This window comes from Sporosarcina sp. SG10008 (genome assembly GCF_044569405.1).
Classification (GTDB): domain Bacteria; phylum Bacillota; class Bacilli; order Bacillales_A; family Planococcaceae; genus Sporosarcina; species Sporosarcina psychrophila.
Map to the genome: position 1 here is coordinate 4337504 of NZ_CP172607.1, position 17413 is coordinate 4354916.

Consider the following 17413-nt stretch of genomic DNA (forward strand, 5'->3'; position numbering starts at 1 on the left):
TAGGAAGGGAAGGGGAAGGAGGGCTTATATCGAACTTGAGTAAACGTCCATCTTAACTATTTTTGTGGATGTATACATTACGGTGTACTTGTGTACGTTAATGTATACATTTGTAAACATTAATGTGTACAAGTGTACAAACACGTACGCAACCAGTGATGGCGGGTGTATACGTTAATGTGTACAAGTTTACAGCTAGGTACACAATATTACATTTGTGTGTTAAATAGTTGGATTGGATTGACCTGCCAACAAAATTCCAGTACCATTTCAATAGAAAGATAGAATAATTGGGGAGGATGATTTTTATGACAGAAACACGTATTGCAGCAATTGACGTAGGAAACGATTCATTAAAAGCCATTTTCGGTAAATTGGAAGCAGAACTCAATATACCCAATGTAATTGCACAAGATATTGCAGATCGTCCGATTATCGGCATTGAAGAACTAGACAACCAAGAGCCTACTGATGGCATTCATATTCGTTTGCACTCTCCAACATTAAAAGATAACAACGCTATTTACCGTGTTGGGAATCTTGCTACGAAAAGTGGTAATTCAACTGAACTAGATCCAGGTAGCAACAAATCTGAGGAAGATCAAACTTTGGTGATGTTGTTCGCGGCACTTGCAATAGATGCAGCACGTGATGAGAATAAAGGTATTTTTAAACGGAATAATAATGTGATTGAAGCTACGTATACACTAGGTACAGGACTTCCACTGAGAGAAGTAAAGGAAGGGAAAGACGTTGGTTATCGTTCCCAATTGCTTAGCTCTGTTCACCAAGTAGAGTTTTTGGTTACACCTAAATATCAAGGTATAAAAGTAAATATTAAATTTGATGAAGTAAAGGTTTATCCGGAAGGTTTTGCTGCGTTTATCAACCTTGTAATGGATAATAATTTAAACATCATTAATAAAGAATTAATCGATAAACAAATCTTGATACAAGACATCGGTGGGTTATCAACGGATGTTGCGGTTATTAGGAATCGTAAAGTTGATGATGATAAGGCGCAAGGCTTTAACTTGGGTGTTTCAGAGTCTCTGGATGCTATTCGAGAAGAAATTTATGTTAGACATGGCGTAGAGTTGGACAGTCGTCTAGATGTTGTGGATATTATAACGAAGAAAAATAACCGTAATCATATTATGGTAAAAGGAAGCCGGACAAGTGTTCATGACATTGTAGATCGGATTCTCTTGGAGTTAGCGAAAAAGCAATACCGCCATTTACGGAATGTATGGGCAAGAAACTCGCAATCTGAGATCTGCTATTTCATCGGCGGAGGCTCTATTGTCCTTAAAGACTATCTTAAAACGTTAAATAATAGCTTAGATGGTTATAATATCGATTTCTTTGAAGATGAAAAAGAAAGTGTTTGGATGATGGCCAACGCTTATTACAAGTTAATTTCAGACTTTGCGAAAAAAAATCAACAAGTCAAAATTAAAGAAGAAGAAAAGTTAGTTAAAACAAAGTAAGGTGACTATGCATGAATGACGCGGGATTAAAAAGGGGACAGCCCATTACATTTCGTCTCCCATCAGATACATCTGACCACACACTAAAGCAACTGCAAAAGTTAAAAGAAGTCGAAAGAAGAAACTTTTCCAGTAAAATTGCGGAGTTCGTGATAGATGGGGTGAATGACTCACTTTTAAAGCATAGAGAGGCCATAACAATTCCGCTCCCAAAAGGGTTAACTAAAGCGCAACGTGATTGGTTAAAGCACGAACATTCCGAGGCGCTACTAGGGAGTATCGTCTATCAGTTGATGTCCGATCCAATCCGCACAGCTTCTCTCTTTGCATCATTGAACAGCAATGCAATAGATGTAAATGCAGCATTATATTTGCAGGAAGAAACGAGCGCTGCCGTTGAGGTGGAAACAGAACATCAATTGATTAACATAGAGGATGATCTGGATAATTTTGATTGGGAACAGTTAAAGGAGCCAGAAGAAACCTCTGTTGTAGAAGAGGAAGACCCTTTAGCTGACTTCCTTGCCCAGATGAATAAATAATAGTGAGTGCCTGCATAAGAAACCACCATGAATGCTTAAATTTTCATGATGGTTTATTGTACAGGCACTTTTTGTTGTGATTTCTAAGGAATCTAAAACATTGAGATGTTTTCTTTGGAGCATACAAGGGAAAAAGAGTAATAGGGATGACTACAGCTAGTTTACGAATGGGCTGTATGTCTATTTAGTAAGAAGAATGGGGTGAAGCGGTTATGGAAAAAGTTATTTACATCGTGCGTCATTGCTCCGCAGAAGGACAGGCACCACACGCGGAATTGACTGCTGAAGGGATTCTGCAGGCGGGTCAGCTTGTAGCGTTTTTCGAAGATATCGAAGTGGATCGGATTATTACGAGTCCGTTTTCTCGTGCACGTCAGACGGGCTGGCCTATAGCTGAGCGGAAGAAGTTGCATGTAGAGGTGGATAGTCGGCTTATGGAGCGCGTGCTAAGTTCAATGGATTTCGAGGATTGGTTGATAAAGCTGGAAGATACGTTTTTTGACCTTCATCTAAAATATGAGGGTGGGGAATCTTCGAGTGAAGCGATGTCGAGGGTCTGTGATGTTGTGGATGAGCTGGGTGACGGTTCGCGGACAGTGCTTGTGACACACGGGAATTTAATGGCGCTATTATTAAGTTGTTATGATGAACGATTCGATTTTGGGCAGTGGCAGGCACTGACGAATCCAGACGTGTATGTTATACGGATTAAGGATGGGGACTCAGAAGTGGAAAGAATTTGGGGTTCTGAATAAAAAAACAGGCCGCTGTAATGTCGGCCTATCTAGGTTTTAGTGAATGTTAACCCATTGTAAGATTAGTAATAATGACCACTGCAATAATAACGAGTGCCCCGAAAAGACTGATCCACATGGATTTGTCGGGATTATTCGGTCTGCTGTCTGCTTTATGCATAAACTGCGCCTTCTTTCTGTTTATGTCACTAACTATACTCTTATCGACGATAGAATGGAATAAACTGTTACCACGTGAAACGAGTTTATTATATATATTGAACCTATTTGATGGAGTTTTTTATTTCCATTACTCTATGCTTCTATTGAAAATGGACCAAACATTCCCACAATCTCACACTAGATATGTTACACTTGCTACAAAGCTGAATAGTTTAACAACCACTAGGGGAGCCTTTTTTAGGCTGAGACGTGCATGAATGCGCGGACCCTTGGAACCTGATCCGGATTATACCGGCGTAGGAAAGTGGGTACGCCTTTTACGAATAGTTAAATGGCTAGCCGCTTTCTTACGCCACCGGGAAGCGGCTTTTTAGTATAAATAAAAGGGTGGCGAATCGAATGGTACGTGTGGCATTGACAATTGCGGGGTCGGATAGTGGTGGTGGTGCGGGTATTCAGGCAGACTTGAAGACGTTCCAAGAATTGGGTGTTTTCGGTACGTCGGCACTGACAGCGGTGACAGCGCAAAATACATTTGGAGTGACGGCGATACAGCCGGTTGACACCGCTATTATTAAAGCGCAAATACAGGCAGTTATTGAAGATTTTGATGTTAAAGCGATTAAGACAGGGATGCTCTTTTCGACAGAAATTATCTATGCAGTGGGAGAGGCGTTTCATTGGAGCGGAATTCCACTTGTCATTGATCCGGTGATGATTGCGAAAGGGGGTGCTTCATTGTTAGAAAGACAGGCGGTTGAAGCGTTGAAGACTGTACTTGTACCTCTTGCAGCTATTGTTACACCTAATATTCCAGAAGCAGAAGTGCTTGCAGGAATGGAAATAAAGACGAATGAAGACATAGAACGAGCGGCGAAACATATAATAGCGTTGGGCGCGGGGGCGGTTCTTATTAAAGGGGGCCACCGGAAAGAAGCGCCTTATGCGGAAGATCTGTTCATGGGGGCTGACGGGGAACGGTTCTCGGTTCGCGCACCATGGATTGATACGAAAGATACGCATGGAACAGGGTGTACGTATTCGGCGGCACTGACAGCGTTTTTGGCAAATGGGGAAACGGCAGCGAATGCAGTTGTTTCTGCAAAATGTTTTATCCACGCAGCAATTGAAGATGGACTTAAAATTGGTGGCGGCCATGGTCCGACGAATCACTGGGCATATGGACGCCGCGGTAACAAGACAATGGAAGGGGTTGTAGTTTATGGATAAGCAAACAGTTAACTTATATTTCATCATGGGTACAGTGAATTTGGCGGGACGCGACCCGTTACATGTCTTAGAAGAGGCGCTAAAGGGTGGTATAACGAGCTTTCAATTACGTGAAAAAGGGCCTGGTGCATTAACGGGTGAAGAATTGAAGGCTTTTGCACAAGCGTGTCAGCAATTATGTGAACAATATAGTGTACCTTTCATTGTCAATGATGATATAGGTCTTGCGATTGAAATTGGTGCAGACGGTATTCATATCGGGCAGGAAGACGGATATATTTCAGCAGTGCGTGACAAGGTTGGTCCAGACATGCTAATAGGTGTTTCTACGCATAATGTAACAGAAGCGATTGCGGCAGCTGATGCTGGGGCTGATTATATCGGTCTAGGTCCAGTTTATGAGACACAGACGAAAATGGATACGCAACCGGTTATTGGTATCGAGACAATTAGGGAAGTGGCATCGTTGTTACCTGGTTTACCTATTGTTGCGATTGGTGGAATTTCAGAACGCAGAGCCGGTGCTATCATTAAAGCGGGTGCGTCAGGGGTAGCGGTTATTTCTGCAATTTCTGGAGAAGAAGATCCTGGAGAAGCAGCAAGTCGTTTAAAAGGTGCGGTCCTTCTTTCATTAACAGGTATTGAAATGTAATGTTTAACTGCTCGCGAAATATACCACACTTCCAAGTAAGGGGTGTGGTGTGCGGATGAAAAAGAAACTGTTTGAAATACAAACCGTTTTGCATAAGGCAGATCTAATCTATTTCACATGGAATGATGTCGGCGGAACTTACAAAGTTTATAGAGACGGGCATCATTTGTATGAAGGAACGGTCTCTGAATTTAGTGACGGTGATTTCAAGCATGCGAAACTATATAATTACGTAATCGAACGTGTTGAAGATGGTATTGTAATTGACGTTATTGCATTGCAAACGTCAGCATTTGCTGAACAGAAAAACAAAGAAAGTCCGCTTCAGTCACTTGTCATGACAACGATTGTCGCAAAGACGCAAATTGCATTGTCTTGGGAGGAAATTAAAGATGTCGCTGAATATGATGTCTACCGAAATGGGACGCATATGACAACGGCGGTCGGTAATTCTTACATCGACAGGGATTTTTCGTTGGATGAAATCTATACGTATACGATTAAATCTAAGCGTTCACTTGCGAAGTCGGAAGAACGATTCAACGTCTTTCAGTCGATTGTCTCCACTGTTTTTGGGCTGTTGAATCCGGTTTCGTCGAAGGCAGAAGCGGTGATTGAACAGTTTTCGGTGACAAAATCCATTGCCAAGCCGAGGGAGTTGCTGACGCCTGTTCAAGACAGAGTTCGTCTCCCGAATGTAGATAGGTGGGGGTTCCGCTACATGACGTTTTTGCAGGATGACTGGGTGTTGAATCCGAATCTTTTATCGCGAAATCGTTATTTTAAAGGGGATGACAGGGGATTCGATTCAAATGGAGCCAGTTATCGGACCCGAGTGGACATCGAACTGGCATATGACCTTGAACGTTCTCCGTTGACGTTTACAAGGGATGTTGGGCCATCGATTGTCTATGATGCTTTTAAGCGCTTTAGGAAACAAGCAACCGCTTCACACGATGGGATTACGTTGAAACGGACAAATCACGGGGAAGACGAAGCGGGATTTCATCTTCTGCATGCTGTCGGCAATCCCCTTACAACGGCCCCTGACATTAACTATGAAGTGCGGGCAGTTATGAGGCGGGACGGAACGTTTGATATGACGGGTTACCACGATCAGGCGCCCCATCATGAGATTTACCTGATGCGCGGTGAAGAGAATGAATGGAAACCAATTCACCAAGCGGAAAGTAAGGGGCTCGCGTGGATGTCCGAGGTAATTGCTTGGCAGTACTGGCGAATCTCTAATTTTGAATAGTAAACAATGAACTCCTTCCGTTGTCATAAATGGAAGGAGTTCATTGTTTATCCGGAAAGGAAAAATATGAGTTGCGTAGATAGCGAATTATGCATCCCTACTATTCGATAGGATGAACCTTGGTAATAATGAATGTACTGTGACAAGAGGTTATCTTAGATAGCCTCTTTATTTATTTTTTAGCGTCTATCATTTAACAAGACAGGCGGTGACTCGTTTCTTACATCTGATTTATTCACTTCAAGCCAACTCGTTGACAAAGAAAACTCTGCTTGATATGATTACCTTGAATTCAAGATAAATAACTTTCTACTAATTCGAGGAGAGAATTGATATGACGAAAAAATCAATGGGCATTCATCACATAACTGCAATCGTCGGACATCCGCAAGAAAACGTCGACTTTTACGCGGGTGTTCTTGGGTTGCGTCTTGTCAAGAAAACCGTCAACTTCGATGATCCGGGGACGTATCATCTTTACTTTGGTAATGGAAACGGTGCACCGGGTACGATCATTACGTTTTTCACATGGGCTAATGCTCGCCAAGGAACAATTGGGGATGGTCAAGTCGGTGTTACGTCGTACGTAGTACCGGTCGGGGCAATGACTTTCTGGGAAAACCGTCTTGAGAAATTTAAGATTGCGTTTAGCAGATCAAACCGCTTTGGTGAAACGTATGTATCATTTGATGATCCACACGGTTTGAGAATTGAGATTGTCGAGCGAGAAGATGGGGTAAAGAATGAATGGATGGTTGGTGAAATAACAGCGGATGTCGCTATAAAAGGGTTTGGCGGCGCAACGCTATTATCTACACAACCTGAAAAAACGGCTCATCTTCTTGAACAAGTTATGGGGCTTGAAAAAATCGGTGAAGAAGGCGAATACATCCGGTTTCGCTCAACAGCGGACATTGGCAATGTCGTCGATTTGAAAACAACATCATCAGGTCGTGCACAAATGGGTGTCGGCACAGTACACCATATCGCTTGGCGCGCTGAAGATGATGCGGATCAACTGGACTGGAAATCACTTGTTGAAGAGAATGGTTATGGCGTGACTCCGGTGAAAGACAGAAACTATTTCAATGCGATTTACTTCCGAGAACACGGAAATATTTTGTTTGAAATTGCAACGGATGCACCAGGCTTTGCACATGACGAGTCCGTGGAGACGATGGGAGAAAATCTTATGCTTCCAACGCAATATGAGCACAGTCGCGAACAGCTGGAATCTTCTTTGATCCCTTTTGAAGTGCGCGAAATTGATTGATACGAGGAGAGATATACTATGAAACATATTTATAAACCAGGAAAAGATGCTTCAAAACCGGTGTTACTTTTGCTTCACGGCACAGGAGGCACAGAACAGGATTTACTGGGACTTGCCGACTTAATTGACCCCGATGCTGGGGTACTAAGTGTTCGAGGAAATGTCCTTGAAAACGGCATGCCGCGTTTCTTCCGTAGATTGGCGGAAGGGGTATTCGATGAGGAGGATTTAATCTTCCGTACGAAGGAATTGAATGCGTTTCTGGATGAAGCTGCAAAAGAAAATAGTTTTGACAGGTTGAATGTCGTTGCGGTTGGTTATTCTAATGGAGCGAACATCGCAGCAAGCCTGCTGTTCCATTATGCAGAGGCTTTGAAAGGCGCAATTCTTCATCACCCGATGGTACCGAGGCGTGGAATCGACTTGCCAGATTTAGCCGGCATTCCGGTGTTCATCACCGCAGGAAAAAATGATCCGATTTGCCCTGCGAAGGAGTCAGAAGATCTCAAGGAATTATTGGCAGGCGCGGGCGCAGTGACGGAAGTTCACTGGGAAATGAATGGTCATTCGCTAACGCGTACGGAAGTGGACGCAGCGGCAGAGTGGTACAAAACAACATTTGTGAAATGAAAAGAGAAGCGGAGATAAAAAAATGAGTTTTTTAGACAGGTTATTCGGCAAAAACACTACAACAAGTAAAGAGGAGACGGTAAACATGACAAAAACAAAAACAGCAATCGTATATTACAGTTCAGGCGGTACGAACTACCAATTGGCACAGTGGGCTGCAGAGGCGGCTGAAGCAGCAGGTTCTGAAGTACGACTGATGAAAGTGGCTGAAACAGCTCCACAAGCTGCAATCGATTCATCTCCGGGCTGGAAAGCGCATGCTGAAGCAACGAAAGATGTACCTGTTGCAACAGGAGAAGATCTTGAGTGGGCGGACGCGATTATCTTTAGTGTACCGACACGTTTCGGTAATGTACCTGGGCAAATCCAGAGTTTCATCGATACATTAGGTGGTCTTTGGTTCCAAGGCAAGCTCGCTAATAAAGCAGTAAGCGCAATGTCTTCAGCACAAAACCCACATGGCGGTCAGGAAGCAACAATTCTTTCCTTATACACAACAATGTACCACTGGGGAGCAATTGTTGCGGCACCAGGTTTCACCGACGCAGTTACATTTGCAGCTGGTGGTAACCCGTACGGTACAAGCGTAACTGTCGGACAAGATGGAAAAATAGCGGATGACGAAGCGGCAATTAAAGCGGCAGTTGCTCATCAGGCGGGACGTACAGTAAAAGTTGGAACAGCATTGAAAAGTATGAACGCATAACACGTAATACGAAGAAAGCCGACCTTATGATGGGTCGGCTTTTTCGATTTTTATACATAAGTAGAACGTAGATGACAGGCTAGGTGTATTTTCAAGGAGTCTTCATTGTCGTTTAAGTCGAGTTGCAGTACGTGTTCAATTTTCCGAATGCGCTGGTATAGTGTGTTGATGTGAATATGTAGTTTTTCAGCTGTTTTTGTAGCGGAACGGTTTGATTCGAAATAGGTCAGCAAGGTTTCTTCCAACTCGGACTTTTTTTCATGAGGGTAGGATAGGGGAAGAAAGACCTCATCGATAAATTGTTGGATTTCCCTGGGCGACTGATTTAAAAAGAGCTTGTTTAATCCAATGTTTTCGTAACGAATGATATCCAGTCGATTACGTGAGGTTAGGTAGGTCAGTGTTTTGTTCGCTTCTTCGTAAATCTTTTTAATGGCGTGTAATCCTTTATAAGTCGAGCTAATGCCAGCGCGGAAAGAATGCTGATCCTTCGCATCCCACTCTTCTTTGACGACGTTGAACTTTTGTTGGAAGATCTTAAAGTGGCTGGATTCTGTTATAGAGGCGAAGAAGATGACTCGATTTTGTAACCCATAAATCATTGTTTCAGTCTTGGGTAGTTCGTTTTTTAATTTCAGGACTAGATGGTGAATCTTGATTTCCAGTAGCTGCAAATCTGTGTAATTCGGTATTTCAAAAATCGCCATAAACCAATGTGTGGAGGCGTTTAGACCGAACTCCTTTGCTAGTGTTTCAAGATGATCATCGTTTTTTGCGTTTAACAGCGCAAGGAACTGTTCGTGCGTCTTTTTATAAAAGTATTCAGTGACGGTTTGATTTTTGATTAATTCCAAAGCTAATATGGAACTTCCTTGTTCGAGTGCAATTCGGTCTGACTCGGAAATTTCTTCGGTCACGTGAATCAGGAAACACCCAAGAAAAACAGGGCCATTATAAACAGGGTAGATATAATAGGTTTTTACGGAAGGGTGATTCGCTTTGAGGTGGATAGGTTTCCTTCTTGTTAAAAAGATTTTTTTCAGTTCAAATTGATCGAAATTAGGTATTTCATTAGGGTCATGTAAATAGAATTTGTCTTCAATGACGTTGAAAAAGGTAACGGGTGAATTGAGCATTAGGTTGAATTCATGGACGATTGCCTCGAGACCTTTATTCTCCAACGAAATAGTGGTCAATGTTTCATGCACTTTATGCCTTTTTTGAAGTTGAATATTTCGTTCTTCCAGCTGCGCACTTAACTGCGTAATTTTTTCGATTCGATTATTCGCTTCTGTAAAGTACTGAGCATTTTGAATGGCGATAGCGGCTTGTTCAGCAAACGCCTGCAGTAGGAGGAGATCATGTTCATCTAACACTTTTTTTCGATGCCATTGATGAGTAATCATGATGCCAATCCTTTTGTCTTCAATGGAAATGGGTACGCAAATAAGTGCTTCTGGGATGTTTGCGGATGAAATAATATGATGAAAGTTCGATTTTGAAACATGGTGATAATCCATTGCCTTGAGTATTTCTCCTTTGGAATTGAATATCAGTCCTAGCCCATCCTCGAATACAGTCCCTGTAATAGATTCTCCTGGTTTCACTTTGAAATTGTAAATGTTGTCATTAAACCCAAGTGGTGCTTTTACTAGTAGCCGCTCTGTCCCCACGTCGTAAAGCATTAAATACCCTGCATCTGTAGCTGGAATCACTTTGAGTGCATTCCGCATGATTTCCCCCAAAACTTCGTCAAGGTCCAAACTGGAAGTGATTGAACGAATGCTGTCGACTAAAACTGTCAGTTCGACATCCCTTAACTTCCCTTGTAATAAAGGATTAGTTGTCTTATCTGTTTTCATCTCTTTTCTCCTTTCGGTGGTGTAGAAATATCTATATAATTCACTAAAACAGTGTATGAATGAACATTGTTATCACACTAATTCCAGTGTATAGTAATGAACATAAATTGAAAAGAGTAAAAATTCTAACAATGTGAGCGCTTTATTATTTACCCTATGAATTAGTTGTAATACGAAAATAGTAACCGTATAAAATTGCCGGTGACAAAACGTAATGAGGAGGAAAGAAGATGGAACAAGTTTTGAAAGTAGCAAACAGCTTCCCAATATGGATTATTGCGGCTCTCGTCATTGGTATTGTTATATTTCAAGCAGTTGTCTTCATCAGGCTTGCTTCAAAAACAGCTCCCTCTGTTGGACTGACAACTTTGGAGGTGAAGTCGGTCGTGCGGACGGGGGCAATCAGTTCGTTAGGGCCTTCTTTTGCAATTATTATCGTCGCGATTTCCTTAATTACTTTCCTTGGAAATCCGGTTACACTCATGCGAATCGGTATCGTCGGATCGGCACCAATCGAAACGGTCGGCGCGAGTCTAGGAGCACAGGCGGCCGGCTCGGAACTGGGTTCGTCGACATTTACTGAACAAGCATTCACGACTGCAGTTTGGGTCATGTGTCTTGGTGGAATGGGCTGGTTATTGGTTACTGCGTTATTCACGAAATCACTAGGTAAGTTTCAAGAGAAAATTTCGAGAAAAAATAGCAATGTTAAACTGTTGAGTATTGTTTCGACTGCAGCAATGATAGGGGCTTTTGGTTATTTTGGTGCAGGGCAAATGATAAGAGGGATCAATGAGACGGTGGTATTTATAGCTGCATTTCTTGTCATGCCGGTTATCATATGGGCTTCTAATAAGTTTAAAATGAGTTGGTTAAGAGAATGGTCTCTCGGATTAGTGATTGTTGTGGGGTTATCAATAGGACTGTTACTAACTTAACGAGGAAGGCAGGAGAAACGGTATGACGATTATGAATGAAGGGGAAACTGAAGTGATGATGCAAGGGGATTTACGGACGGACGAGACAGATGCAACACTCGACTTTGCAACGTTTCATGCTAAATCACATTTTTGGGGACGCTTGACGATTTGGAGTGTTATCGTACTGACGTTGGCTTTGCCTCTCTATCTATCGTTTGGTCTTGATATTCATCCGGGATGGTCACCAATACTGTCCGGGTTCCTTGCTTATGCATCGATTATTGCGGTAGTCTGGTTTATTGAGCCAATTAGTTATTATCCGATTTTGGGTGTTTCGGGCACTTATCTTGCTTTTTTAACTGGAAATATAGGTAATATGTGTCTGCCAAGTGCATCAATTGCTCAAAGTGTAGTCGGTGCAGAACCTGGGACGAAAAAAGGGGAAGTAACAGCAACACTCGCTATAGCAGCCGCCTCCATCGTCAATACAGTCATTCTTGTGTTCGCGATTCTTTTCGGTTCTTACCTGATTGCATTGTTGCCGGCAACTTTGACCGATAGCTTCCAGTTTGTCCTGCCAGCCATTTTTGGTGGGGTTATTGCTCAATTTGCCATTAAGAAACCGCTATGGGGCATCGTTGGATTGGCTTTTGGACTACTGGTTAACTTGGGCCCGGTACCGGCTTCAATGAAAACGTTTCTTTGTATACTAGGAACAGTCGTTGCTTGTATACTTCTTGAGAAGTTAAAAAACAAAAAGGCAGCAGAATAATAAAGGGGGCTACTAGTTATGAGTCAACGAGTAGAAGAAGTAATTGAGACGAAAAAGGAATTAATGCTACTGCTAGAAAGTCGTAAAGATGAAATGATAGCAATTCGACGCTTTTTACATGAGAATCCGGAACTGTCGTTTAAAGAAGAAAAAACTGCACAATATATCGCTGACTTTTATAAAGGAAAAGATGTAGAAGTGCAGACGAATGTTGGCAATGGATATGGAATCATCGTAACAATTAAAGGGGATAAGCCCGGTAAGACAATCGGACTCCGTGCTGACTTTGATGCGTTGCCGATTCATGAAGCGACAGATGTTCCGTTCAAATCGAAAAATGATGGCGTGATGCATGCATGTGGACATGACGGGCATACCGCGTACATGTTAATTCTTGCGGATTGTCTCATTCAGATGAAATCATCGATTGCGGGTACAATTAAAATTATTCACCAACATGCGGAGGAAACGCCGCCGGGTGGAGCAAAGAGTATTGTTGAATCAGGTGTGCTAGATGATTTGGATCTGGTTTTTGGGACGCATTTATTCCCTTCGCATTCAACAGGTACGATTGGTTATCGCAGCGGCTTTGCAATGGCGGGGAGAACGTATTTTAAATTGGTGATTCAAGGAAGTGGCGGTCATGGATCATCCCCGCATCAGTCGAACGATCCGATTATTGCAGGTGCTCATTTTGTAACGGCTATCCAGACCATTGTCAGTAGGCGTTTAAATCCGTTTGAAATGGGTGTTGTTACAATCGGTTCATTTGACGGAAAAGGTTCGTTTAATGTTATCAAAGATAGCATAGAGCTTGAAGGTGATGTCCGGTATATGAATGAGGATACGCAGCAGTTAATTTCCCGGGAAATTCATCGCATTGTGAGCGGCATTGAACTGGAGTTTGACGTCACGTGCGAGTTGACGTATACGGCTGATTATCCGCCGCTTTATAATGACCCAGCGGTGACTGCAGAAGTTGTCTCCATTTTGAAAAAATCAGATGATCCCGATATCAAAGAAGTTGTGGAATTCCCCGTCTTTTCGGGGTCAGAAGACTTTGCGTATTACTTGGAAAAAGTTCCAGGCGTTTTCTTTAATATTGGTTGCAAACCTAAAGGTGTAGAAAGGGCGTTCATGAATCATCACCCGAAATTTGATATTGATGAAGATGCCCTTCTGGTTTCAGCAAAATCTGTTGCTGAAGTTGTCTGTAGTTATTACGATATTGGTTAATGAGACGAAAGCCGGCCAATTGAATAGGTCGGTTTTTTTGTTTGGAAACTAGTTGATCTTTGGTGAAAGAATGGGCGATCATAACCCGGTTGCGTCCGAGCGTAACCTTGGTGCGCCCAATCATAACCCCCGAGCGTCCGATCATATAACAAGTGACCCGATCATAACCCGCGAGCATCCGATCATATAACAAGTGACCCGATCATAACCCCGTGCTTCCGATCATATAACAAGTGACCCGATCATAACCCCGTGCAGCCGATCATATAACAAGTGGACCAAGCATAACCCACGCGCGACCGATCATATAACAGACGAACCGATCATAACCGGTGAGCGTCCGATCATATAACAAGTGACCCGATCATAACCCACGAGCGTCCGATCATATAACAGGCGAACCGAGCATAACCTCGTGAGTCCGATCATATAACAAGTGACCCGATCATAACCCCCGCGCGTCCGATCATATAACAGGCGAACCGATCATAACCCCCATGCGTCCGATCATATAACAGACGAACCGATCATAACCCCATGCGTCCGATCATATAACAAGTGAACCAAGCATAACCCCCGCGCATCCGATCATATGCCTTATAAAAACCGAAGTATGTCTAGGCATCTGGAGTACTATTAAACGATTAGAACAGAAATAAGTAACTTCATCTCAAAAGCCGATCTTTCGAAAAGATCGGCTTTTGCAATTAGCTTATTTAACTTTCTCCGGACGCGGCCAGATGAAGTACGAAATAGAAATGACAAAGTCAATCCCGAGAACGAGTGCCCATACTTTCAAAGTAGAGGATAGTACTTCTGTCCTTGCTGGATCCCCAATGAAATAAATCATTGCGACAAGGAAAGAACCGCCGATAATATAAGCGAGCAGATGCTGCAATGTGCCTTTCATCGAGTGTCGAGCGTATTCAAATCCGGCTTTACGCACCGGTTTTGTGCCCGTTTTTTGAATGTAGTAACGAAACCGTTCATCAGCCCAGCGGATTATGCTTTTGCCGAACGCGATAGAGGACCCGAGATAGATTGCCGCGATGGCGTGCACTTGTGTTGCGGTTGCCCCGTTGTATAGGTCAGTTGCTGTGACGATGAGTAATACTAAATCGATAACTGGTGTCAAAGCAAGGAAGAAAAAACCGAGCTTTTCGCGTTTGAAAATATAGCGGGTGATAAGTCCGAGAGCAATGACGACCCAGAAACCAATTTCGCACGCAACGATTGTCCAAGCAATGAAATTCATAGGAACACCTCTTTTCAATCGAGTTGTAGTGAGTAGATTTATCATAGCACACCGATTATATGACTAACTGCAACAAGATTATCACCGCCGCGGAGTATATTATCACCGACACAACTGTGTTTATCACCGGCATCGAGCGTGTTATCACCGACTCAATGGGGTTTATCACCGCCATCGAGCCTATTATCACCGCCAAGCACAAAAAAACGGAAAAGCCAAATCGACTTTTCCGTTCCTTCAATTAATCACTTATTCAAATAAGCCCATGCATACTGCGCATATAGTTCTGCTCCAGTAACGAGCGCATCTTCATCGATATCGAAGTTTCCATGGTGATGTGACCACTCCGTATCTTTTTCAGGATTACCACTACCAACAAGTGCAAAACTGCCAGGCGCTTTGTCGAGGAAGAACGAGAAATCTTCGGCGCCCATCGTCGGTTTTTCATCATAGACAACGTCTGGACCGAATGCTTCAGTTGCAACTTGTTGAACAAGGTTCGCACTCTCTTCGTCGTTGATAACCGGTTCTGTTCCACGAATATACTCAACTTCCGCAGTTGCGCCGTACATGTCAGCGACGCTTTTGGCGTATTGTGAAATGCTTGTTTCGATTTGATCGCGGACGTCTTGATTGAACGTACGAACGGTTCCTTCAATCAGAGCATTCTCAGCGATAATGTTGAAACGCGTGCCGACCTCCATTTTACCGACAGTCAGGACCGCTGCTTGTTGCGGGTCAATCGTCCGTGAAACGACAGTCTGGACATTCATGACGAACGAAGAAGCAACGAGTGCTGCATCGATACAGTCTTGAGGCATGGCACCATGTCCGCCTTTACCTGTGAAGTGGACTTTGAAAATGTCAGCTGCAGCGAATGAGGGGCCTGGTGTACAAGAAACTTTATGCGTCGGCATTTGCGACCAAATGTGGATGCCGAAAACATTGTCGACGCCGTCCATGGCACCTTGATCGACCATCGCTTTTGCGCCTTGCGCAATTTCTTCTGCGGGTTGGAAGAGCAGGCGTACGTTACCCGGCAGTTCATCTTTCACATCGGATAATGCTTTTGCAGCGATTAGCAACATCGATGTGTGTGCATCATGGCCGCATGCATGCATTTTCCCTTCAATCTTGGAGGCATAAGGTACATGCGTGTTTAATTGTTCAACAGAGAGTGCATCCATATCGCCGCGCAGTGCGACTGTTTTGCCGCCCGCCGCGCCTTTAATTTCAGCAATAACGCCTGTAGGTTCAGTCTTGCGGTAGGGAATACCGAGTTCGTCTAGATAGGCGCAAACGAACGCTGTTGTTTTTACTTCTTCGAACGACAGTTCTGGTTCGCTATGTAATTTGCGTCGCAGTGCCGTCAGTTCGTCGCTATAGTTTGTGATAGCATCTTTTACTTTTTGATTGATCATGTTGTTTTAGCCTCCGTTAATCGCTTTACCGCTTCATAGATAATAGTCGTGCCGTCTGCAAGGTGACCTGGATCCGACCATTCTTCCGGACAATGACTTAGCCCGTCTTTGCTTGGGATGAACACCATTCCGCAAGCCGTATAATCTGAGAATACCATTGCATCGTGGCCCGCACCGCTATTAATTGAACAATAAGGAATTTCAAGATGGTCGCTCACTTCTTTTAATAAAGAGCGGATGCTGCTATCGAGTTCTTTCGGTTCAATGTAGAGTTGCTGTTCAATTGACGTGCGAATACCATTGCCATCTTGTTGTACAATCAATTCTTCCACTTTGCGAACTGCATTCAATACATGCTCTTCTTTACCTGAACGAATGTCTACGCTGAAGACAACTTTATCTGGGATAACATTTGCGCCATTCGGAAAGACATTCAATCGACCCGTTGTAATGACCGTTCCTTGACCTTCACCGCTTGCAATACCTGGCAGGGAGGCAATGATTTGTGCCGCGGAAACGAGTGCATCGGAGCGTCGATCCATTGGTGTTGTACCGGCATGTCCAGCTTGGCCTTGTACAGTCACTTCTAATTGAGTCAGTCCAACAATTGCTTCAACGACACCAATTTGAATGTTTGTCTCCTCGAGAATAGGGCCTTGTTCGATGTGCAACTCTAGAAAGGCTTTAATCGTTTTCGGATCTCGTTTTTTCTCATTCGCTGGGTTGACCGAGATATCTGCCATCGCATCTACTGCTAAAACGCCATCTTTATCAGCAAGTGTTTTGAAATCTTCTGCTGTCAATAAACCCATCATCCCACGTGAGCCCATTAGGCCACCGCCAAAACGGGAACCTTCTTCTTCAACAAGCGCAATGATTTCAAGCGGGTAGGCTGGCTTAAGATTGTTCTCTTTGAACAGTGCAGCCACTTCTAATCCGACAACAACACCTGCAGCACCGTCATACGCGCCACCATTTGGAACAGAGTCAAAGTGAGAGCCGACGATAACGGAAGGTGCGTCAGGTAAAGCTCCTTCAAGCTTGCCGAAGATATTGCCGAACCCGTCTTCCGTCACTGTTAGATCGTACTCCACCATTTTTTCTTTAATATAATTCCGAGCCTGTAAATCTTCTTGGCTATATGTAAGCCGCGTTACACCCGCACCTGGTGTAGCTGTAAATCGGCTCAACAATTCGATATGTTGTTCAATCCGTTGTTGATTGGCTGTCATATCTAGTCCTCCTCGTT

Annotated in this window: 16 protein-coding genes and 1 riboswitch; of the genes, 12 read left to right on the plus strand and 4 right to left on the minus strand. The window is 43.4% G+C overall.

Annotation, left to right across the window (positions count from 1 at the left end; genetic code table 11):
• Positions 1-308 precede the first annotated feature (308 nt).
• The 9 genes from ACGLYD_RS20350 to wrbA all read left to right on the plus strand — a co-directional run bounded on the left by ACGLYD_RS20350 (position 309) and on the right by wrbA (position 8698).
• Complete coding sequence (locus ACGLYD_RS20350; RefSeq protein WP_067204556.1) at positions 309-1490, plus strand: ParM/StbA family protein; 1182 nt, start codon at positions 309-311, stop codon at positions 1488-1490.
• A gap of 11 nt (positions 1491-1501) precedes the next feature.
• Complete coding sequence (locus tag ACGLYD_RS20355; protein ID WP_187046424.1) at positions 1502-2032, plus strand: hypothetical protein; 531 nt, start codon at positions 1502-1504, stop codon at positions 2030-2032.
• 212 nt (positions 2033-2244) lie between these two features.
• On the plus strand, positions 2245-2787 hold the full coding sequence (locus tag ACGLYD_RS20360; RefSeq protein WP_187046425.1) for a histidine phosphatase family protein: 543 nt from the start codon (positions 2245-2247) through the stop codon (positions 2785-2787).
• A gap of 376 nt (positions 2788-3163) precedes the next feature.
• Positions 3164-3269, plus strand: a riboswitch (TPP riboswitch).
• 79 nt (positions 3270-3348) lie between these two features.
• Positions 3349-4179 carry a bifunctional hydroxymethylpyrimidine kinase/phosphomethylpyrimidine kinase gene (thiD, locus tag ACGLYD_RS20365; protein WP_067204574.1) on the plus strand — a complete coding sequence of 277 codons (831 nt, stop codon included), beginning with the start codon at positions 3349-3351 and terminating at the stop codon, positions 4177-4179.
• Complete coding sequence (thiE, locus tag ACGLYD_RS20370) at positions 4172-4831, plus strand: thiamine phosphate synthase (protein ID WP_067204577.1); 660 nt, start codon at positions 4172-4174, stop codon at positions 4829-4831. Before thiD ends, thiE begins: the two co-directional genes overlap by 8 nt.
• 55 nt (positions 4832-4886) lie before the next feature.
• Positions 4887-6089, plus strand: coding sequence for a DUF3238 domain-containing protein (locus ACGLYD_RS20375; protein ID WP_342539451.1), 1203 nt, complete (start codon positions 4887-4889; stop codon positions 6087-6089).
• Positions 6090-6423: 334 nt separating this feature from the next.
• Positions 6424-7362, plus strand: coding sequence for a ring-cleaving dioxygenase (locus ACGLYD_RS20380; protein ID WP_187046427.1), 939 nt, complete (start codon positions 6424-6426; stop codon positions 7360-7362).
• Between the two features lie 18 nt (positions 7363-7380).
• The gene (locus ACGLYD_RS20385) at positions 7381-7992 is read left to right on the plus strand and encodes an alpha/beta hydrolase (RefSeq protein ID WP_067204585.1); all 612 of its coding nucleotides are present in this window, start codon (positions 7381-7383) and stop codon (positions 7990-7992) included.
• A gap of 22 nt (positions 7993-8014) precedes the next feature.
• On the plus strand, positions 8015-8698 hold the full coding sequence (gene wrbA / locus ACGLYD_RS20390) for an NAD(P)H:quinone oxidoreductase (RefSeq protein WP_082786455.1): 684 nt from the start codon (positions 8015-8017) through the stop codon (positions 8696-8698).
• Positions 8699-8748: 50 nt separating this feature from the next.
• Here the strand turns inward: wrbA and ACGLYD_RS20395 are convergent, their stop codons facing one another.
• Positions 8749-10560 (minus strand): helix-turn-helix domain-containing protein, encoded by a 1812-nt coding sequence (locus ACGLYD_RS20395; protein ID WP_399630275.1) that lies wholly within the window; start codon positions 10558-10560, stop codon positions 8749-8751.
• Between the two features lie 230 nt (positions 10561-10790).
• Between ACGLYD_RS20395 and ACGLYD_RS20400 the strand changes: the two genes are divergently transcribed.
• The 3 genes from ACGLYD_RS20400 to ACGLYD_RS20410 are packed head-to-tail and all read left to right on the plus strand — an operon-like array spanning position 10791 to position 13488.
• Positions 10791-11498, plus strand: a complete 708-nt coding sequence (locus ACGLYD_RS20400; protein WP_399630278.1) for a DUF5058 family protein — start codon at positions 10791-10793, stop codon at positions 11496-11498.
• A gap of 22 nt (positions 11499-11520) precedes the next feature.
• Positions 11521-12252, plus strand: coding sequence for a small-conductance mechanosensitive channel (locus ACGLYD_RS20405; protein ID WP_399630281.1), 732 nt, complete (start codon positions 11521-11523; stop codon positions 12250-12252).
• Positions 12253-12270: 18 nt separating this feature from the next.
• Positions 12271-13488 carry a M20 family metallopeptidase gene (locus ACGLYD_RS20410; RefSeq protein WP_399630282.1) on the plus strand — a complete coding sequence of 406 codons (1218 nt, stop codon included), beginning with the start codon at positions 12271-12273 and terminating at the stop codon, positions 13486-13488.
• A 712-nt stretch (positions 13489-14200) separates the two neighbouring features.
• Here ACGLYD_RS20410 and ACGLYD_RS20415 read toward each other — a convergent pair.
• From ACGLYD_RS20415 to ACGLYD_RS20425, 3 genes are all read right to left on the minus strand, one after another.
• A complete protein-coding gene (locus tag ACGLYD_RS20415; RefSeq protein WP_342539458.1) occupies positions 14201-14743 on the minus strand; it encodes a hypothetical protein in 543 nt (180 codons plus the stop codon).
• Positions 14744-14988: 245 nt separating this feature from the next.
• Positions 14989-16164 (minus strand): amidohydrolase, encoded by a 1176-nt coding sequence (locus ACGLYD_RS20420; protein WP_399630285.1) that lies wholly within the window; start codon positions 16162-16164, stop codon positions 14989-14991.
• Complete coding sequence (locus ACGLYD_RS20425; RefSeq protein ID WP_399630287.1) at positions 16161-17396, minus strand: Zn-dependent hydrolase; 1236 nt, start codon at positions 17394-17396, stop codon at positions 16161-16163. The genes ACGLYD_RS20420 and ACGLYD_RS20425 overlap by 4 nt, the downstream gene beginning before the upstream one ends.
• Positions 17397-17413 lie beyond the last annotated feature (17 nt).